The following is an 18,119-nucleotide window of genomic DNA, read 5'->3' as shown; positions in this document are numbered from 1 at the left end:
GAATCCCACTTCTTTTAAATGTTAGTATAATGCCGCATATAATTCGTATCCTGTCCACTAAAAAACTTTTGCCCAATCAAAAGCAATACTTACTCAATGCTAATTTTTCAATACTGGAAGCGGACTTTATCACGATCCGGAATACGAAATTTGAATTGGGTACAACGGCAGAAAACCTGATTTTTACGAGCCAGAATGCTTTTAAAAGTTTTTTGGAAAACGCAGATAGCAGTAGCTTGAAGGATCGTAAAGTATTTTGTGTCGGGCTAAAGACAAAGGCCCTGATTGAGCAACACGGGTTTCATGTAATTCTTTTTTCTGATTATGCAGAAGATCTGGCACGCATCCTTACAACTATTTATGCGGATGAAAGTTTTACCTTTTTTTCCGGCAGTATGCGAAGGGAAACCCTTCCAACAGCATTGCGGAAAGCAAATATTACGTTTAATGAAGTACAGATTTATGAAACGACTTTAAGCCCCAGCAAAATCGATAGCCGTCTGGATGGGATCCTGTTTTTTAGCCCATCGGGAGTAAAAAGCTACCTGCAGCGGAATACCATTACCCACGAAACCTGTTTTTGTATTGGCACGACTACCGCCAAAGCCCTGAAAGGGATTACGGAGAACATCATCAATGCCAATCAGCCTACGATAGAAAATGTAATCATACAGGCTATAAAAAAATACAATTAATAATCCCGTACTATAGTAAACCGAACGGGTTCAAAAATAAAAAAATGATAAAGAACGACTTATTTTTAAGAGCATTAAAAGGAGAAACTGTAGAACGTCCACCGGTATGGATGATGCGGCAAGCCGGAAGATACCTTCCTGAATTTATTGCTTTACGCGACAAATATGATTTTTTTACCCGTTGTCAAACCCCGGAATTAGCATCGGAAATTACCGTACAGCCTATCCGTAGAATCGCCCCGGACGCAGCAATCCTGTTTTCCGACATCCTGGTGATCCCACAGGCGATGGGTATTGAAGTGCTGATGAAAGAAAATATAGGCCCATTTTTACCAAATCCAATCCGTACAATCCAGGATGTGGAGAAAGTAATCGTTCCTGATATTCATGAAACGTTGGGTTATGTAATGGATGCGATAAAAATGACCAAAGAGATGCTGAATGATGAAGTACCTCTTATTGGTTTTGCCGGTTCTCCCTGGACTATCTTCTGTTATGCAGTGGAAGGAAAAGGCTCGAAAAGTTTTGATCAGGCCAAAGGATTTTGTTTTTCACATCCGGAAGCAGCACATGTATTGCTACAAAAAATAACCGATACCACTATCGCATACCTGAAAGAAAAAGTGATCGCCGGAGTAAATGCCGTACAAATATTTGACAGTTGGGGCGGTATGCTTTCGCCAGTGGACTATCAGGAATTTTCCTGGAAATACATCAACCAAATTGTAGAAGCGTTGGCTCCTGTTACTCCCGTAATTGTATTTGGAAAAGGATGCTGGTTTGCCCTGGGCGAAATGGGACGTAGTAAAGCTTCCGCTTTAGGAGTAGACTGGACCTGTTCCCCCCGCAATGCCCGTTATTTATCCGGTGGGGAAATCACCTTACAGGGAAATTTTGACCCATCACGCCTGTTGTCTCCAATTCCGGTTATTAAGAAAATGGTACACGAGATGATTGATGAATTCGGAAAAGATAAGTACATTGTCAACTTAGGTCACGGAATCCTGCCGAATATCCCGGTAGACCACGCCAAAGCTTTTATTGATGCTGTAAAAGAATATAAAGCATAAACAAAAACGAATAGCTGTTGCTGTCCATAACCCAATTGCCATGCTAAACAAAGGATTAAGAGACGAGGAAAATGAGCGGATCAACAATGTGCTGAAACAGTTGATCGCGTTGACCCATGTACCGGAAAACTGGAACCTGTCGGATTTGGATAACCAATTAAAAATGCTGGGGTTAACTATGGAAAACCTGGTTGATTTTGAAGCGGGACAACTCATTGCACAATTGGAAAAATTGCACTTTGACTGGACCAATACCGAGCAATTTGCTGATTTCCTAAAACAGCTTTCCACACAAACCGCCTATAGCACGTTAAAAGGAAAAGCCGTAGCAGTATACCACTATATCCAAATGGAAAGCAAGACCTTTTCTTTTGATATTTTCAATAAAATCAATGCCCTGCAGTAATGAAAGATCAATTTTACAATTATATCCTACGATTACAAGATCAGATTGTCGCCGGACTGGAGCAGGCCGATGGCCAGGCTGTTTTTCGGGAGGACCTTTGGGAACGCCCTGAAGGCGGCGGTGGCAGAACACGTGTGATCGAAAACGGTGCTGTATTTGAAAAAGGCGGTGTCAATATTTCCGCTGTTCATGGCCAGCTGCCTGAAAGTATGCAGAAATTGTTCAATGTAGGAGAGGCGGATTTTTTTGCCTGCGGATTGAGCCTTGTGCTTCACCCTAAAAACGCAATGGTTCCTACTGTACATGCCAATTGGCGGTATTTTGAAATGTACGATCAAAATGGTGATGTAATCCAACAATGGTTTGGTGGCGGACAGGATCTTACCCCCTATTACCTTTTTGAAGAAGATGCGCTTCATTTTCACCAAACCTGCAAAACCGCTTGTGACAAACACCATCCTGAATTTTATCCGAAATATAAAAAACAATGTGATACCTATTTCTGGAACGCACACCGCCATGAATCCCGTGGTGTAGGAGGCTTGTTTTTTGACTATTGCAAAGCCGATGATACCTTTACCATGCAGGACTGGTATAACTTTGTCACCGAAGTAGGCGACAGCTTCCTCGAAGCCTACGTGCCTATTGTTGAAAAAAGAAAAAACCTGGACTATACCGAAGCACAACGTACCTGGCAGGAAATCCGCCGTGGCCGTTATGTTGAATTCAACCTGGTTCATGACAAAGGCACCTTATTCGGCCTCAAGACGAATGGCCGGATTGAAAGCATACTCATGAGCCTCCCGCCAAGAGTGCAGTGGGTGTATGACCATCATCCTGAACCAGGAAGTGAAGAAGAAAAATTAATCCGTTTACTCGCGGAACCAAAACAATGGATCCCAGCATAAACGGATCAAAAAATACTTGCTAAAAAATAAACTATTATGTTCCCATATAAAAGAAACCGTCGTTTAAGAACCAATGAATCCATTCGTTCATTAGTTCGTGAAACCTCATTAAGCCCAACTGATTTTATGTTGCCGATTTTTGTGGCAGAAGGAAAAGATGTCAAAATCGAAATTCCTTCCATGCCTGGTATCTATCGTCAATCTTTAGACAATACGATAAAAGAAGTCCGGGAAATTTGGGATCTGGGTATCAAAGCAGTAAACATCTATGTAAAAGTAGATGATACGCTCAAAGATAATACGGGTAAAGAAGCGTGGAATGCCAATGGCTTAATGCAACAAACGATTCGTGCAATTAAAGATGCCGTACCGGAAATGATTGTTATGCCGGATGTGGCACTCGATCCTTTTTCGATATACGGGCATGATGGTATTGTCGAAAATGGTAAGATTATCAATGATGCTACTGTCGATGCATTGGTACGAATGAGCCTTAGCCATGCTGAAGCTGGTGCTGATTTTGTCGCGCCAAGTGATATGATGGATGGCCGTATTGGTGCAATCCGTAGGGGATTGGAAGAAAATAATTTTCAGGACGTAGGTATTATGAGTTATAGTGCCAAATATGCTTCTGCATTTTATGGCCCTTTCCGTGATGCACTCGATTCTGCACCAGGATTTGGAGACAAAAAAACGTACCAGATGGATTATGCCAACCGATTGGAGGCCATCCGTGAAGCCCAACTGGATGTAGCTGAAGGAGCGGATATCGTGATGGTAAAGCCAGGATTGTGCTATCTTGACATTGTCCGTGAAGTAAAAAATGCGGTGGAAGTTCCGGTAGCGGTATACCAGGTTTCCGGTGAATATGCGATGGTGAAAGCCGCTTCTGAAAGAGGCTGGCTGAATCATGATGCCGTAATGCTGGAACAACTTTATGCCATTAAAAGAGCAGGTGCGAGTATCATCTCTACTTATTTCGCCAAAGAAGCAGCCGTATTACTTAACAAATAGATTTGCCCCCATCTAAAAGAATCCCAATAACATGAGTAAAAATCTTATCGTTCTGTTTGTCCTGCTGGCTATAGTTTCCTGTAAAAAAGAAACACCAAAAAATACGGAAGCTACTACTGAAGTTTCAGAAGATTATGACCCGATAGCTTTCGGGCGTGAAATATTTGAAACCAAAGGGAACTGTGCTTCCTGTCATAAGCCTGATCAAAAAGTAATCGGGCCCAGTATAATGGATATTGCAAAAATCTACAAGGAACAAAATGGTGACATCGTAGCTTTCCTAAAAGGAAAAGCGGAACCGATAGTTGATCCTTCTCAGTATGAAGTTATGAAAACGAATTTTGCGATTACAAAATCCATGACCGACGAGCAGCTTAAAGCACTCGAAGCCTATTTTTATAGCCATCTCAAAAAATAGCCTCTTATACTAAACCTAAAAATCCCGATTTGCTGTACAGCAAATCGGGATTTTTTATGCTGGAAAAACCAGTCTTATTCCTTATCAATGACGAGTTTAAATCCGATACGTGGGATATTTTCAATTCGTACATTCTTCTCTTCCCGAAATATTTTCCGAAGCCTGGAAATAAAAACATCAAGGCTACGCCCCATAAAATAATCATCGGTTCCCCAAAGTGTGGTTAATATTTTTTCCCTTTTTAGAATATCATTTTTATGATCAAGGAATAGTTTTAGCAAAGCGGATTCCCTTTCTGTCAGGTTGATCCGTTCCGCACCAAAGGTCAGGCAGTAATCTTCCGGATGAAAAAAGTAACTTCCAATTTCATATCGGTTCACTGGCTCTATCGTGTTTTTTTGGCTGCGTTTCAGGAATACTTCAATCTTTAAGCTTAATTCCTCCAGGCTAAAAGGCTTTACGAGGTAATCATCAGCGCCAAGCTTCAATCCCCTGATCCGGTCTTCTTTGAGTGCTTTGGCCGAAAGAAAAAGTATCGGTATTTCTGCATTCCGCTCCCGGATTGCACTGGCAATTTCAAAACCGTCTTTTTTGGGGAGCATTACATCCAGCAGGCAAAGATCAAAGACGCCATCCTGGAAATGCTGCAATGCCTCTAATCCGTCAGTATAATGTGTAATGGTATAAAATTGTTCCAGATAGTCCATGGTGAGGAACGCTAATGTAGCATCATCTTCTACATAAAAAATATGGCTTTTGGACATGGCTTATTTGTTTTTAGGCATTCGTATGGTCACTGTTACTCCCTGATCCGAATTGTTTTTCAGGCTAATTTTCCATTGATGCAAGTTGCAGATTTTTTTCACATAAAACAATCCAAGCCCGAATCCAGCCACTTCATTGCGCTTGGGTGTAGCAGCTCTGTAGAATTTATCAAAGATACTTCCCAATTCTGAAGCGTTGATACCAATACCGTTGTCCCGGAATTCGAATATGACCTCTTTAGGCGTTTCATGGATTGTAATCGTAATTTCCGGAACTGAATCATTGTATTTTACCGCATTGTCAATGATATTATACACAACATTGGTAAAATGAAACTCATCCGCAGCAATCTCATAAACCGGATGATCACTCCCGATAGTGATGTGAATTGGCCTTTGGTATTTCATGAGTATATTTTCCCGCACCAGTTGGATTGTTTCGACACTATTGAAAATTACCAGTTCCAGTTCCATCGGGTCTGAATCGCTTTTAGCAATACTCAGGATTTTCTCAATATGCTGATTCAGTTTGTTGCCCTGTTCGATGATAATCTGAATGTATTTATTCAGTTTTTCATTTTTTATAATTTCCTGCTGGTTGCTGGCATATTGGGAAGCAATCAATATTGATGAGATGGGCGTTTTGAATTCATGTGTCATATTATTGATAAAATCCTTCTGTAATTCAGAGTATCGTTTCTGCCGGAGCAGGACCAAAATAGAATAGACATAGATAATCAAGACCAGCACCAATATTCCTGTGTAGACCCAGTATTGCTGTAGTGAACTGATATAATTGTATTTGAGTTCCGGGAAACGAATCGCAAAATAATATACCAGGTCATGATTCTTGGTAAAGCAGTTTTTACATTTTGCTGTCTTTTTATCGGAAGACGAAACATAATCCCCATAGGCCATTTCATCCGATGAGCAATCATACATGGCATATTCAAAGTCGATGTTCAGCCGTACTTTCCGAAACTCTTTTTTGAGATAAAATTCCAGGACATCCGATTCGAAAACATCGTTTACATTGACAATATAATAATCTTCTGAGATCTTTTTGATGGAGCTGGAAACGGGGAGTTCGGTCTGGTTATTGTCGCGGTATATTTTCTTTACTACATCTTCCAGGGCAAAGTGTATTTTTTCCCCTATTTCCTTTTTTTCAAATTTATAGGCCTGGCTCAACATCACCAATTGCATGACCAATACCCCGATCATCGCGATAAGCCCTATTAATATTATGATATTTAAACGGTTGAATTTCAAATAGCGGTTCTATTTAGAGTGGCGATATTACTATATAATACGATGTAAAACAACCCGTTAACAACTCGTTAACAATCATTTGAATCTGATTAACAAAAAATAAAAATATATAGAATATATTTGCCTTGATTCCCAATTAGAATCTTAACTAAAAACTTTTATAAATTACTTTATTATGAAAACACTTAAACTTTCATTGATGGCCGTTGTTGGCGCTTTCTTTATGGTAACTGCTGGTGCTACTGCACAAACAGCTGTGAAACCAGCTGCTGCAACTGTAAAAGCAGGTGAAGCAATCACTTGGAAAGACACAACACATGATTTTGCTAAAATCGTTAAAGGAACTCCGGTTTCTCACGAATTTTCATTCAAAAACACTACAAAACAAACAATCCTGATCAGCAATGTAAAAGCTTCTTGTGGATGTACAGCGACAAACTATACAAAAACACCTATTAAACCAGGAGAAACAGGAACTGTAACAGCTACTTATAATGCTGCTGCTCCAGGTGCATTTACAAAAACTGTAACGGTTACAACTAATGATGTTGAACCAGTAAAAATATTGACTATCAAAGGAACTGTAGCTGACGCTTCATAATTCCAGTCACGTCACATATCGTAAAACCATCCCATTTGGGGTGGTTTTTTTTTGTCCTAAGGTGCCGCTTTAGAAAATTTTACTATCTTTAAAAATAAATTTCCAAATCCTACACTATGGAAAAAGCCTATTTAAAAACCCCTTTAGGCATCGCTGTCATTACCGGAGACGGAAATGGTGTTTCCAGTGTTACCGTTTTTGATGATGAAATTGCATTTTCACCCCTGGTTCCACAACACCTTAAAAAAGCAGTAACCCAGCTCACGGAATATTTTGAAGGCCACAGAACCGATTTCGATTTCCCCCTTAATCCTTCCGGTACAGAATTCCAACAGAAAGTATGGAATGCCTTGCTCCAAATCCCTTTTGGCAAAACACTTTCTTATATTGAGTTGTCCCATCAGCTCGGTGATCCTAAAGCTATTCGGGCTGTAGCGGCAGCAAATGGTAAAAATCCTCTATGGATTATCATTCCCTGTCATCGTGTGATTGGGAAAGATGGATCAATGACAGGTTATGCCGGTGGTATCTGGCGTAAGAAATGGCTACTGGAACATGAAAATCCGGTAAAACAGATTTCCCTGTTCTTTTAAAATTAATTTACTATTTTTAATGTACCTGTAAGTGTAGCACAAATTATAAAAAACATGAGATTCCTGAAAAAATTCCTGATTTGGTTCGTTGGCATTTTTGCCCTGATCATTATACTGATGTACATTTTTAATGTCGAATATCTGATCCGGGCGGTGAGGACCGTTTACTTTAAAGGCGAGACTACGGCTTACCTGGAAGACTATAAAGAATTCCCCAACCGCACAATACACAAAGGGACAGGACAGCCCTGGGCCATTCACCCTGATTATAATAAAGTTCCGGCGACTGAGAAACTGCTCTCCATGCATAAGGAATTACGCTCTGTTGCATTCCTGATCATCAAAAATGATAGCATTTGGCATGAAAGCTATTTTGATGGTTTTGATAAAGATTCCAAATCCAATTCTTTCTCAATGGCAAAGAGTGTCGTTTCTGCGGCAATGGGTAAGGCCCTGATGGAAGGAAAAATAAAGAGCCTGGATCAGCCAGTTTCCGATTTCTTTCCGGAATTCAGCCAGGGTATGGCCGCGGAAATGACTGTGGGAGATCTGTCTTCTATGGCTTCGGGACTGAGCTGGGATGAAAAATATTACAGCCCTTTTTCTATTGTAACACGGGCCTATTTTGACAATAACCTGAAGGAACTTATTTTAGGACTTAAAGTAATTGAGGAACCGGGTAAAAAATTCAAATACCTCAGCGGTAATACTGAATTGCTGGCTATGGTTATTGAAAAAGCTACCGGGAAATACCTTTCGGATTATGTATCAGATAATTTCTGGAAACCCATGGGAGCTGAAAATGATGCGCTTTGGCAAATTGATGATCCGGGAGGAATTGAAAAAGCCTATTGCTGTATTGCCAGTAATGCAAGGGATTTTGCCCGTTTTGGTAAATTATACAGACAGCATGGCAAATGGAATGGCCAGCAAATCCTGGACAGTACTTTTATTGCAAAATCCATCACACCACGATTTGCCGATGCCCCGGAATATGGCTACGGCTGGTGGCTCAGCGACTACCGTAACAAAACCATTTATTACATGCGTGGCCATTTGGGCCAGTTTGTAATTGTTATCCCGGAAGACGAACTGATAATCGTCCGGTTAGGACACCTGAAAGGAAATCAATCTACTACAAGACCGCATAGCGATGACTTTTATGAATATATTGATGAAACGTATAAAATGATAGGTAATGCTGGACAAAATTAGACTGGAAAATATCCTGTTCCTTGATATTGAAACCGTTCCGGAGGAGGCTGATTTTAATGCCTTAACAGCGGTTAAACAAAAACTATTTGATTTAAAAACACAATACCAGCGTAAGGAAGAATACACTCCCGAAGAATTTTATGAACGGGCAGGAATTTGGGCAGAATTTGGAAAGATCATCTGTATTTCCGTCGGGTATTTTATCATCAAAGGTGATATTCGTAATTTCCGTGTCACTTCTTTTTATGGTGAAGAACGTAAAATACTGGTTGATTTCTCCAACCTTTTAGAGACGCATTTCAACCAACCACAACATGTATTGTGTGGTCATAATGCCAAAGAATTTGATTTTCCCTATATTGCCCGGCGGATGATCATCAACCAGGTGGCTATACCAAACAAGTTGAATCTGTTTGGCAAAAAACCGTGGGAAGTGCCCCATCTGGATACTCTGGAACTCTGGAAATTTGGTGACTATAAACATTACACCTCTTTAAAACTCTTAACAAATGTCTTGGGTATTCCATCTCCAAAAGATGATATTGATGGCAGTGAAGTGGCGCATACCTATTATCTCGAAAAAGACATCGACCGGATCATTATCTACTGTGAAAAAGATACTATTGCGGTAGCACAGATACTATTGCGTTTAAAGCGGCAGGATTTATTGATTCCCGAAGAAATAATACATATCTAAAAAAAGCCTGTTTCGTTTGAAACAGGCTTTTTGATTATTTTACAGTATATCCTAATTTTTCCCGTACTCTATTCAGAACATCGTTGGCAACCGTTGCCGCTTTCGCTGCCCCTATTTCCAAAGCTTTATCAATTTCAGGCAAGTTACTCATATAGTAGTTGTACTTTTCCCTTTCCACAGCAAACTTCGCTGTAATCAATTCAAAAAGCGCTTGCTTGGCATGTCCGTAACCGAAATCGCGGTTAACATTTTTATATTTTTCTGTCATTTCCTCCAACTGTGCATCAGTAGCCAGCAGTTTATAGATGGCAAAGATTTTACAGGTTGTGGTATCTTTGGGCTCTTCCAATGGCGTACTATCTGTTTCTATAGACATCACCTGCTTGCGCAAGGCTTTATCTTCCAGGAAAATATTAATGATATTTCCGGCAGATTTACTCATCTTTCCTCCATTTGTCCCCGGCACATATTTGGTATCTTCCTGTATGTATGATTCCGGAAGCACAAAGGTTTCCCCCATTTGATGGTTAAACCGTGAGGCTACGTCCCGTGTAATCTCAATATGCTGTAACTGGTCTTTCCCAACCGGAACGAAATCAGCATCATATAGCAATATGTCTGCTGCCATTAACATCGGATAGGTAAAGAGTCCTGCATTGACATCATCCAACCGGTCCGCCTTGTCTTTGAAAGAGTGTGCCAGTGTCAGGCGCTGAAAGGGGAAGAAACAACTCAGGTACCAGGATAATTCAGCCGTTTGTGCAACATCCGATTGGCGGTAAAAAGTAACTTTGTCCACATCAACCCCACAAGCCAGCCAGGTAGCTGCAGTACTGTAGGTATTGTTTTTTAAAATTTCTCCATTTTTAATCTGTGTTACCGAATGTAAATCAGCAATGAACAGAAAAGAAGTGTTTTCGGGTTTATTAGCCATTTCAATAGCCGGAATAATCGCTCCCAAAAGATTTCCTAAATGTGGTGTTCCGGTACTTTGTACGCCTGTTAGAATTGTTGCCATTGTATATTTTGTAGTAATTTCTGCAAAGTTAATGCTTTTGGGAAAAAATTCCGTTCAATTCCTTACTTTTGGGAGTGAAATAAAATGCTTTCTGCTATCCTGAAATCTATTATTTCTTAAATAAAAACAAATGAGAATACTCAAGATTATTTTTTGGTCAGTCTGGCGTATCTGGTTCTATATTCTTTTAGGCGTTCCCATTCTGATTATGTTTCCATTCCTCTTTATCTCTATACTCAAAGAGAGCTGGTATCCTTACTTTTTTAGAATGGCCCGTATCTGGGCAAAGGTTATCCTGTATGGAATGGGTTTTTACTATACGCTGACAAAATTACAGCAGCCTGAAAAAAACAAAAGTTATATGTTTGTTGCCAATCATACTTCTATGATGGATATTATGCTCATGCTATGTGTGGTCAAAAATCCCTTTGTATTTGTTGGTAAAATGGAACTCGTAAAAATTCCATTGTTTGGATTCTTTTACAAACGCACCTGTATCCTTGTAGACCGCAACAGTTCTAAAAGCAGGTTTGATGTTTTTGAACGCGCACAAAAAAGGCTTAGCCAGGGACTCAGTATCTGTATTTTTCCCGAAGGTGGTGTCCCGGATGACCAGACCATTATACTGGATGCTTTCAAAGATGGGGCTTTCCGGCTGGCATTGGAACACCAGATCCCAATTGTACCCTTAGTATTTTATGATAATAAAAAAAGATTCTCCTATCGGTTTTTTAGTGGAAGCCCGGGTATTATGAGGGCAAAGATACTGCCTTTTGTAACTACTGAAGGTTTTACTCTGGACAACCGTAAAGCCATACGCGATACCACCCGTATGGCAATCTATAAAGAACTCTTAGAGGAACAATACGAACCTGTAGCCAAAGCAAACAAGCTCACCACTTAATTCCATAAAAAAAAGCGCCTAACCAGGGCGCTTTTTCGCTATTACAAAGATGTAACAACAAACTTAACAAAACATATAAAACTATTCTAAAACCCAAAACTAACTCCAGTGTAAAGCCCTATAAAATAGGGTTTGAAATTTCCTGAACTCTCACTAAATGTGTTCAATTGATATTTCAGCATCGGTTCGAAGCTGGCTTCAAATGATTTCAGGAAACTGTATTTGAACCCGAGACCCACATTGGTACTAAAATGCACGGTATTCAGGTTATTCGCCTCTCCTAGATTGGCATTGCGCCCTTCTGAGTATAAAGACACTTTATTATCATTCAGGAATAATGTACTCATCCCCCCGATGAGCTCCACCGCAAATTTCCGGTCGACGAGTTTGTATGAAATTTCCATAGGAACTTCCAAATAGCCCATTTTTTGATTCAGATACCCATTTGAGGTTTCCTTAGTCGAAAACAGTTCCGGATCGGAAGCAATTTGATTGGTCACTACTATTTTTGAATTGTCCACATTCAGGTTCAGGTTTTTCATTCCATTCCCGGAAAAGTCTGCATAATAGACAATATCATTTGTATTGTATCCCATCGCCACCTGATTGATTCCTGTTCGAACGGTCAGCTTTTTATTGATCGCATAATCTACACCAATACCATAACTCATTGTCGACTCATAGCTTTTTGAATTATCACTGAATTCTGCATCAATAGGCGATCCTTTCGAAGCTGAGTTCATATATACCGGAGCTACATTCGGTCGTACCTGCCATTTCTCAGGTTTGGCTTCTGCCAATACTTTTGCTCCTTTTTCTGTATTTTCTTTTTCCTTTAATAATAATTCTAAAGGATTCGTCACTATTCCAACAGTAGCACTATCCTTTTTACTGGCTGTCTTACTGCCCATTTCCCTGGAGGCCAGATTATAATTTTTGGAATAACTTCCGGATGCTGCTTCATTAAAACGATTGACATTCCTATAATTTGAGGAAGGGTCATCTGATTTTAAAAGATTTTTCTCTGAAAATAACGTGCTTTTTTTCCTGCTTTGGTTTTTCTGCCAACCCGATTCTACGGCTACATTATTTTTAGGATCTGTAAAACTACCCGCTTTGGAGTTTCCAAAACGAGCAGGTTCCGAAGTACCGGCCACAGCTTCAAAAATTTGACTTTGAGAACTCTTGCCATCACCAACTGTATTCCTGCCTTTCTTTTGCACGCTATTCGATTGTCCCCCTTGATGCATCACATAAGAACCCGTTGTTGCAGTCCTTTTTTCTTCTGTACTTTCTTTTTGTGTCTCTCCTGTTGCAGTCTCCGTAACCGCATGCTGTTCAAAATGTATTTCCTGATTCGGATCGATTTTAGGTTGGGTTTCCTTCTTATCAGGACCTATTCCTGTTCCATTTACGACTTGTATTTCATTGCTTTTATAGCTGATGACACCATCGGTGATTACAAATCCAAATAGTAATACGGCAGCAACACCAGCCACCTTATACCATATCGGGATCACTTTCCTCTGCTTCTTTTCCTGAAGCTCAGCCGCAATCTTTTCCCAAACTTTATCGGAAGGCTCTGTTTCAAAATCTTTAAATTTTTCCTGAAACAATCGGTCTATATTTTTTCTTTCGCTCATTTCGCTGAGGGTAATTGATCTTTTGCCTTATACGTCTCTATCTTCTCTTTCAGAATCATCCTTGCCCGTGCCAGGTTCGACTTTGATGTTCCTGTTGTAATATGCAGCATTTCTGCTATTTCCTTATGTGAATAGCCGTCCATTACATATAAATTAAAAACCAATCGGTATCGGTCCGGCAATTCCTGTATTATTCGTAATAGATAATCCAAGGAGATATCCTCATCATCAATTTCAACTATATTTTCATCTACAATATCTTCATTCACCAGTTCAAAAACACCGGCGCCACGATATTGCTGCAATACATTATTAACCATTATCCTTTTGGACCACCCTTCAAAAGACCCTTTAAAATTATACTGGGTGATTTTCTTAAAAATAATTATAAACCCATCCTGAAGATTATCTTCCGCTTCTGCATAGTTTCGCGAATACTTCAGGCACACTGTGAACAACTTGGCCGAAAACAGCCTGTAAATTTGTTCCTGTGCTTTAGCATCATTTTTTTGGCAATCATATATGAGCTGGTCTAGACTCATCTGTTTTTTTATCTTAATTTGATGATCCTACAACATTTGTTGGAGCTACTACCGGCACTATTATTTCTTCGAACAAATCCTGTCCATTTTCTCCTATTCCTTTATAAAAACGGAATTTATACGACTTTCCTTCTATTTCTAATACTTTAAAATTAAAAGAGGCTTCCTGAGGCACACCAATTTCAATTGCCTGACAGTCGGAACGGTTTTCAACCAAATTCTGTATCGCCACAGTTCGTACGGTATCCTTGCTTGTGAAATAAATGCCACTGTAAGAATGACAGGTTGTAGGCCTTTTATAAGTCATTTTTATAAGATATGTATTTCCATATTGAAAACTCTCCGGGATTTGTACTGTTTCTACAGGTAATAAAGCAACAGAAAATCCATTACTATTGTCGTCACCAAGTGAACATGCAGTAAGTGCAAACATTAAAACCAAAATAGCGATAACTTTTTTCATTGTAACAATTTTTATATTTTATTAGTAGATGCTATACTTTTTCAAAGGTTGCGTCAGGACATAAAAAAACCCGAATAAATCGGGTTTTAAAACTATTATGCTTCTTTATCTTTAATCAGCGCCTTAATTTTTAGCTCTAATTCATCCATTAGTTCCGGGTTATCTTTGATCAATGCTTTAACAGCATCTCTTCCCTGGCCTAATTTGGTCTCGCCATAGCTGAACCAAGAACCGCTCTTCTTTACAACTTCAAATTCTACTGCAAGATCCAGTACTTCTCCAACTTTGGAAACCCCTTCACCATACATAATATCAAATTCCGCCGTTTTAAAAGGTGGTGCTACTTTATTCTTGATCACTTTTACTTTCGTTCTGTTACCAATTACATTATCTCCATCCTTAATCTGTGAAGATCTTCGGATGTCCAAACGTACAGAAGCGTAAAACTTCAGTGCATTACCACCGGTAGTAGTCTCCGGATTACCGAACATCACACCAATTTTCTCCCGTAATTGGTTTATAAAAAATACAGTACAATTTGTTTTACTGATTGTTCCGGTCAGTTTACGAAGCGCCTGAGACATCAATCGCGCATGAAGACCCATTTTAGAATCTCCCATTTCGCCTTCGATCTCACTTTTTGGTGTTAATGCAGCAACGGAGTCAATTACCACAATATCAATTGCTCCTGAACGGATCAGGTTCTCTGCAATTTCCAAAGCCTGCTCCCCATTATCGGGTTGTGAAATGATAAGATTTTCTACATCTACTCCTAATTTTTCAGCATATGCCCTGTCAAAAGCATGTTCTGCATCAATGAAAGCAGCGATTCCACCAGCTTTTTGCGCTTCTGCGATAGCATGTAATGTCAGTGTAGTTTTACCAGAAGATTCCGGTCCATAAATTTCTATTATTCTTCCTCTCGGATATCCATTTACTCCTAATGCCAAGTCTAGTCCCAAAGAACCTGAAGAAATAGAATCTACTTCAACAATAGCTTTGTCGCCCAACTTCATTACTGTTCCTTTTCCGTAGGTTTTGTCTAATTTATCAAGGGTTAACTGTAACGCTTTTAATTTAGCTTCTTTTTCTGAACTCATATTTTCTTGCTGTTTAAATACTTTATTTTTCGTAAAATTAGTGCTTTTTTTTGATGCTACAATAGAAAAAAACGGAGACCACCCGACTGTTGGAAAAACAAAAAAAGCGAAATGTGTTTCCTATTAGTCTATAGCATAAATATAAGCTTTTATTGCCAATGAAATTCTTTTTCAAAGCGTTACAGACGATCCAGATGGGAATCACCCAATAATTTACGATATATCCCATCTGGAATTCATCAGCTCACCGGCTCCTTTTTTAAGAAACACGATCCGAATGAACAAAAAATAATTGCCCAGTTCAACTCTTGCACATCCTGCTTTTTTATTTATATTTATTGCTATGATTCAAGAACGATTATTAGTCCTCCAGAACCTGGAAATTTCCTTCCGTAATGAGGGAACCCTGCGCCCTGTTATAAAAAACATCAGTTACTTTTTAAACGCTAATGAAATTCTGGGCATCGTTGGCGAATCGGGTTCGGGTAAGTCGGTTTCTTCCCTTGCTATCATGGGATTGCTTCCTCCAAAAATTTCAAAAATCACTCAGGGCAAAATTTTATATAATGGTACCGATATCGCGCAATTGTCCCCTAAAGCAATGCGGGGGATTCGCGGCCGTGAAATTGCCATGATTTTCCAGGAACCTATGAGTTCCCTGAATCCCTCATTGCGCTGTGGCTTTCAGGTCCAGGAAATGCTTTTCCAGCATACGGATTTATCGGCAAAAGCATCAAAAGCCGCGGTTTTGTCATTATTTGAAAAAGTAAAACTTCCCCATCCGGAGAAAATATTCAACAGCTACCCGCATGAAATTTCCGGAGGCCAAAAACAACGGGTGATGATCGCAATGGCTATTGCGTGCAAGCCCAAAGTATTAATTGCCGATGAGCCCACAACTGCCCTTGATGTTACTGTACAGAAAGAGATTATCCAACTATTGAAAGAACTTCAGCAGGAAACCGGAATGAGCATCCTTTTTATCTCCCATGACCTGGCGTTGGTATCGGAAATCGCACAGCGGGTATTGGTCATGTACAAAGGAGAGATTGTAGAACAAGGAGCAACGGAACAGGTATTTCACCATCCGGAACACCTGTATACTCAAGCTCTCATCAGTTCACGCCCTTCCCTGGACGTACGGATGAAACGGCTTCCGACTATCCAGGATTTCATGAACCATACTATTCAGGAAGAGGTTGTAACTGCCGAAGCACGCGCAATCGCCCAGGAAAAAATCTATAGTAAAAAACCATTGCTCGAAGTAATCAACGTGGCAAAAGAATACATTACCAACACAGGACTTTTAGGCCGGAAAACGGTTTTCAGGGCTGTAGACGATGTCAGTTTTTCTGTATATGAAGGCGAAACAATGGGCTTAGTAGGGGAATCGGGCTGTGGAAAATCAACTTTAGGCAATGCCATCCTACAACTGGATAAAGCCAGTTCGGGAAAAATTTTATACCATGGGAAGGACATTACCACGTTGCGCCCCAAAGAAATTATCAAACTGAGAAAGGAAATCCAGATTATCTTTCAGGATCCTTTTTCTTCCCTGAATCCCCGCATTCCGGTAGGAAGGGCAATTATGGAGCCCATGCAGGTTCATAAATTATATAAAAATGATGCTGAACGCAAAGCTAAAACAATAGCAATACTGGAACGTGTAGGTTTAGGTGCCGAACATTTTGACCGGTATCCGCATGAATTTTCAGGTGGCCAAAGGAAACGTATCGGAATTGCCCGAACAATTGCACTACAACCCAAGCTGATCGTCTGTGATGAATCTGTTTCCGCCCTGGACATATCGGTTCAGGCACAGGTGCTAAACCTCCTAAATGAGCTCAAAGAAAATTTTGGTTTTACTTATATATTTATTTCACATGATCTGGCAGTTGTCAAATACATGTCCGACCAGGTTCTGGTGATGAATAAAGGAAAAATTGAAGAACTGGCCGACGCCGATACCCTCTATGCACATCCCCAAACGGCCTATACGCAAAAACTGATTGCGGCGATTCCAAAAGGAAAATAAGCAGCCTTCTCAGCGCCTCGAAATAAATTGCAAAAACTAAAAAAGGCCGTTCCACAGTTGTGAAACGGCCTAATACAATCAAATGCTTTATACTATTGAATTTTCATTTCAGGGATTTCACCTTCAATAATTAATTCTGCTTCTGTTGATGCTATAATATGTTCAGTGGTCACTCCCGGAGCACGTTCCAATAGCTTAAATCCTTTTGGTGTAACTTCCAGCACGGCCAACTCCGTTACAATTTTTTTCACACAACCTACACCTGTTAATGGAAGAGTACATCGTTTCAAAATTTTAGATTCTCCGGCTTTGTTGACGTGCATCATCGCCACAATAATATTCTCTGCGGAAGCGACAAGATCCATTGCGCCTCCCATCCCTTTTACCATTTTACCCGGAATTTTCCAGTTGGCAATATCGCCATTTTCAGATACTTCCATTGCCCCCAGGATAGTCAGGTCTACATGCTGCCCACGGATCATTCCAAAACTCATTGCTGAATCAAAAAAAGAGGCGCCCGGCAGTGTAGTAATCGTCTGCTTTCCGGCATTGATCAGGTCGGCATCTTCATCTCCTTCAAATGGAAATGGCCCCATACCCAGGACTCCGTTTTCACTTTGAAATTCTACTGCTATGCCTTCCGGGATATAATTTGCTACTAATGTCGGTATTCCGATACCAAGGTTCACGAAAAAACCATCTTGTAATTCTTGTGCTATTCTTTTTGCTATTCCTGTTTTATCTAACATAATCTGATGAGT

20 protein-coding genes are annotated in these 18,119 nt (G+C 40.0%); 12 read left to right on the top strand and 8 right to left on the bottom strand.

Annotation, left to right across the window (positions count from 1 at the left end):
- The first annotated feature begins 29 nt into the window (after window positions 1–29).
- From FK004_RS04925 to FK004_RS04900, 6 genes are read left to right on the top strand one after another with little or no spacing between them, the layout of a single operon-like run.
- Entirely contained in the window at window positions 30–695 is a 666-nt protein-coding gene (locus tag FK004_RS04925; protein WP_108736265.1) for a uroporphyrinogen-III synthase, read from the top strand.
- Between the two features lie 44 nt (window positions 696–739).
- Window positions 740–1,765, top strand: a complete 1,026-nt coding sequence (gene hemE / locus FK004_RS04920; protein WP_108736264.1) for a uroporphyrinogen decarboxylase — start codon at window positions 740–742, stop codon at window positions 1,763–1,765.
- 40 nt (window positions 1,766–1,805) lie between these two features.
- On the top strand, window positions 1,806–2,171 hold the full coding sequence (locus FK004_RS04915; RefSeq protein WP_108736263.1) for a hypothetical protein: 366 nt from the start codon (window positions 1,806–1,808) through the stop codon (window positions 2,169–2,171).
- On the top strand, window positions 2,171–3,079 hold the full coding sequence (hemF, locus tag FK004_RS04910) for an oxygen-dependent coproporphyrinogen oxidase (protein WP_108736262.1): 909 nt from the start codon (window positions 2,171–2,173) through the stop codon (window positions 3,077–3,079). Before FK004_RS04915 ends, hemF begins: the two co-directional genes overlap by 1 nt.
- A gap of 36 nt (window positions 3,080–3,115) precedes the next feature.
- Window positions 3,116–4,093 carry a porphobilinogen synthase gene (gene hemB, locus FK004_RS04905; RefSeq protein WP_108736261.1) on the top strand — a complete coding sequence of 326 codons (978 nt, stop codon included), beginning with the start codon at window positions 3,116–3,118 and terminating at the stop codon, window positions 4,091–4,093.
- A gap of 31 nt (window positions 4,094–4,124) precedes the next feature.
- Window positions 4,125–4,511, top strand: coding sequence for a c-type cytochrome (locus FK004_RS04900; protein ID WP_108736260.1), 387 nt, complete (start codon window positions 4,125–4,127; stop codon window positions 4,509–4,511).
- Window positions 4,512–4,585: 74 nt separating this feature from the next.
- Here the strand turns inward: FK004_RS04900 and FK004_RS04895 are convergent, their stop codons facing one another.
- Together FK004_RS04895 and FK004_RS04890 are read right to left on the bottom strand one after the other, a co-directional pair.
- The gene (locus FK004_RS04895; protein WP_108736259.1) at window positions 4,586–5,275 is read right to left on the bottom strand and encodes a response regulator transcription factor; all 690 of its coding nucleotides are present in this window, start codon (window positions 5,273–5,275) and stop codon (window positions 4,586–4,588) included.
- Between the two features lie 3 nt (window positions 5,276–5,278).
- Window positions 5,279–6,547 (bottom strand): sensor histidine kinase, encoded by a 1,269-nt coding sequence (locus FK004_RS04890; RefSeq protein ID WP_108736258.1) that lies wholly within the window; start codon window positions 6,545–6,547, stop codon window positions 5,279–5,281.
- Window positions 6,548–6,722: 175 nt separating this feature from the next.
- On the opposite strand from FK004_RS04890, the gene FK004_RS04885 reads away from it, so the two are divergent.
- From FK004_RS04885 to FK004_RS04870, 4 genes are all read left to right on the top strand, one after another.
- Window positions 6,723–7,148 (top strand): DUF1573 domain-containing protein, encoded by a 426-nt coding sequence (locus FK004_RS04885; RefSeq protein ID WP_108736257.1) that lies wholly within the window; start codon window positions 6,723–6,725, stop codon window positions 7,146–7,148.
- A gap of 116 nt (window positions 7,149–7,264) precedes the next feature.
- Window positions 7,265–7,741 carry a methylated-DNA--[protein]-cysteine S-methyltransferase gene (locus FK004_RS04880; RefSeq protein ID WP_108736256.1) on the top strand — a complete coding sequence of 159 codons (477 nt, stop codon included), beginning with the start codon at window positions 7,265–7,267 and terminating at the stop codon, window positions 7,739–7,741.
- 54 nt (window positions 7,742–7,795) lie between these two features.
- Window positions 7,796–8,956, top strand: a complete 1,161-nt coding sequence (locus FK004_RS04875; RefSeq protein WP_108736255.1) for a serine hydrolase domain-containing protein — start codon at window positions 7,796–7,798, stop codon at window positions 8,954–8,956.
- A complete protein-coding gene (locus FK004_RS04870; RefSeq protein WP_108736254.1) occupies window positions 8,940–9,653 on the top strand; it encodes a 3'-5' exonuclease in 714 nt (237 codons plus the stop codon). Before FK004_RS04875 ends, FK004_RS04870 begins: the two co-directional genes overlap by 17 nt.
- Window positions 9,654–9,687: 34 nt before the next feature.
- On the opposite strand, the gene trpS is transcribed toward FK004_RS04870, so the two are convergent.
- Window positions 9,688–10,671 carry a tryptophan--tRNA ligase gene (gene trpS / locus FK004_RS04865; RefSeq protein ID WP_108736253.1) on the bottom strand — a complete coding sequence of 328 codons (984 nt, stop codon included), beginning with the start codon at window positions 10,669–10,671 and terminating at the stop codon, window positions 9,688–9,690.
- Between the two features lie 130 nt (window positions 10,672–10,801).
- Between trpS and FK004_RS04860 the strand changes: the two genes are divergently transcribed.
- Window positions 10,802–11,575: a lysophospholipid acyltransferase family protein gene (locus FK004_RS04860; RefSeq protein ID WP_108736252.1), complete on the top strand. Its 774-nt coding sequence runs from the start codon at window positions 10,802–10,804 to the stop codon at window positions 11,573–11,575.
- Window positions 11,576–11,661: 86 nt separating this feature from the next.
- Here FK004_RS04860 and FK004_RS04855 read toward each other — a convergent pair whose 3' ends face one another.
- From FK004_RS04855 to recA, 4 genes are all read right to left on the bottom strand, one after another.
- Window positions 11,662–13,218: a porin family protein gene (locus tag FK004_RS04855; RefSeq protein WP_108736251.1), complete on the bottom strand. Its 1,557-nt coding sequence runs from the start codon at window positions 13,216–13,218 to the stop codon at window positions 11,662–11,664.
- Window positions 13,215–13,760 carry an RNA polymerase sigma factor gene (locus FK004_RS04850; protein ID WP_108736250.1) on the bottom strand — a complete coding sequence of 182 codons (546 nt, stop codon included), beginning with the start codon at window positions 13,758–13,760 and terminating at the stop codon, window positions 13,215–13,217. Before FK004_RS04850 ends, FK004_RS04855 begins: the two co-directional genes overlap by 4 nt.
- A gap of 13 nt (window positions 13,761–13,773) precedes the next feature.
- Entirely contained in the window at window positions 13,774–14,223 is a 450-nt protein-coding gene (locus tag FK004_RS04845; RefSeq protein ID WP_108736249.1) for a membrane lipoprotein lipid attachment site-containing protein, read from the bottom strand.
- Between the two features lie 95 nt (window positions 14,224–14,318).
- A complete protein-coding gene (gene recA / locus FK004_RS04840; RefSeq protein WP_108736248.1) occupies window positions 14,319–15,323 on the bottom strand; it encodes a recombinase RecA in 1,005 nt (334 codons plus the stop codon).
- 343 nt (window positions 15,324–15,666) lie between these two features.
- Here recA and FK004_RS04835 point away from each other — a divergent pair, with 343 nt between their 5' ends.
- Entirely contained in the window at window positions 15,667–17,358 is a 1,692-nt protein-coding gene (locus tag FK004_RS04835) for an ABC transporter ATP-binding protein (protein ID WP_108738752.1), read from the top strand.
- A gap of 92 nt (window positions 17,359–17,450) precedes the next feature.
- Here FK004_RS04835 and FK004_RS04830 read toward each other — a convergent pair whose 3' ends face one another.
- Window positions 17,451–18,107, bottom strand: a complete 657-nt coding sequence (locus FK004_RS04830; protein WP_108736247.1) for a CoA transferase subunit B — start codon at window positions 18,105–18,107, stop codon at window positions 17,451–17,453.
- Window positions 18,108–18,119 lie beyond the last annotated feature (12 nt).

This window comes from Flavobacterium kingsejongi, assembly GCF_003076475.1.
Taxonomy (GTDB): Bacteria; Bacteroidota; Bacteroidia; order Flavobacteriales; family Flavobacteriaceae; genus Flavobacterium; species Flavobacterium kingsejongi.
Note: the sequence above shows the minus strand (reverse complement) of the source record. Positions and strands in the feature narration are given on the sequence as shown.

What these genes read in the sequence shown, in the direction of transcription:
- FK004_RS04925 (WP_108736265.1), top strand. Translation starts at nt 30, where the DNA reads ATGCCGCATATAATTCGTATCCTGTCCACTAAAAAACTTTTGCCCAAT.
- hemE (WP_108736264.1), top strand. Translation starts at nt 740, where the DNA reads ATGATAAAGAACGACTTATTTTTAAGAGCATTAAAAGGAGAAACTGTA.
- FK004_RS04915 (WP_108736263.1), top strand. Translation starts at nt 1,806, where the DNA reads ATGCTAAACAAAGGATTAAGAGACGAGGAAAATGAGCGGATCAACAAT.
- hemF (WP_108736262.1), top strand. Translation starts at nt 2,171, where the DNA reads ATGAAAGATCAATTTTACAATTATATCCTACGATTACAAGATCAGATT.
- hemB (WP_108736261.1), top strand. Translation starts at nt 3,116, where the DNA reads ATGTTCCCATATAAAAGAAACCGTCGTTTAAGAACCAATGAATCCATT.
- FK004_RS04900 (WP_108736260.1), top strand. Translation starts at nt 4,125, where the DNA reads ATGAGTAAAAATCTTATCGTTCTGTTTGTCCTGCTGGCTATAGTTTCC.
- FK004_RS04895 (WP_108736259.1), bottom strand. Translation starts at nt 5,275, where the DNA reads ATGTCCAAAAGCCATATTTTTTATGTAGAAGATGATGCTACATTAGCG.
- FK004_RS04885 (WP_108736257.1), top strand. Translation starts at nt 6,723, where the DNA reads ATGAAAACACTTAAACTTTCATTGATGGCCGTTGTTGGCGCTTTCTTT.
- FK004_RS04880 (WP_108736256.1), top strand. Translation starts at nt 7,265, where the DNA reads ATGGAAAAAGCCTATTTAAAAACCCCTTTAGGCATCGCTGTCATTACC.
- FK004_RS04875 (WP_108736255.1), top strand. Translation starts at nt 7,796, where the DNA reads ATGAGATTCCTGAAAAAATTCCTGATTTGGTTCGTTGGCATTTTTGCC.
- FK004_RS04870 (WP_108736254.1), top strand. Translation starts at nt 8,940, where the DNA reads ATGCTGGACAAAATTAGACTGGAAAATATCCTGTTCCTTGATATTGAA.
- trpS (WP_108736253.1), bottom strand. Translation starts at nt 10,671, where the DNA reads ATGGCAACAATTCTAACAGGCGTACAAAGTACCGGAACACCACATTTA.
- FK004_RS04860 (WP_108736252.1), top strand. Translation starts at nt 10,802, where the DNA reads ATGAGAATACTCAAGATTATTTTTTGGTCAGTCTGGCGTATCTGGTTC.
- FK004_RS04855 (WP_108736251.1), bottom strand. Translation starts at nt 13,218, where the DNA reads ATGAGCGAAAGAAAAAATATAGACCGATTGTTTCAGGAAAAATTTAAA.
- FK004_RS04850 (WP_108736250.1), bottom strand. Translation starts at nt 13,760, where the DNA reads ATGAGTCTAGACCAGCTCATATATGATTGCCAAAAAAATGATGCTAAA.
- FK004_RS04845 (WP_108736249.1), bottom strand. Translation starts at nt 14,223, where the DNA reads ATGAAAAAAGTTATCGCTATTTTGGTTTTAATGTTTGCACTTACTGCA.
- recA (WP_108736248.1), bottom strand. Translation starts at nt 15,323, where the DNA reads ATGAGTTCAGAAAAAGAAGCTAAATTAAAAGCGTTACAGTTAACCCTT.
- FK004_RS04835 (WP_108738752.1), top strand. Translation starts at nt 15,667, where the DNA reads ATGATTCAAGAACGATTATTAGTCCTCCAGAACCTGGAAATTTCCTTC.
- FK004_RS04830 (WP_108736247.1), bottom strand. Translation starts at nt 18,107, where the DNA reads ATGTTAGATAAAACAGGAATAGCAAAAAGAATAGCACAAGAATTACAA.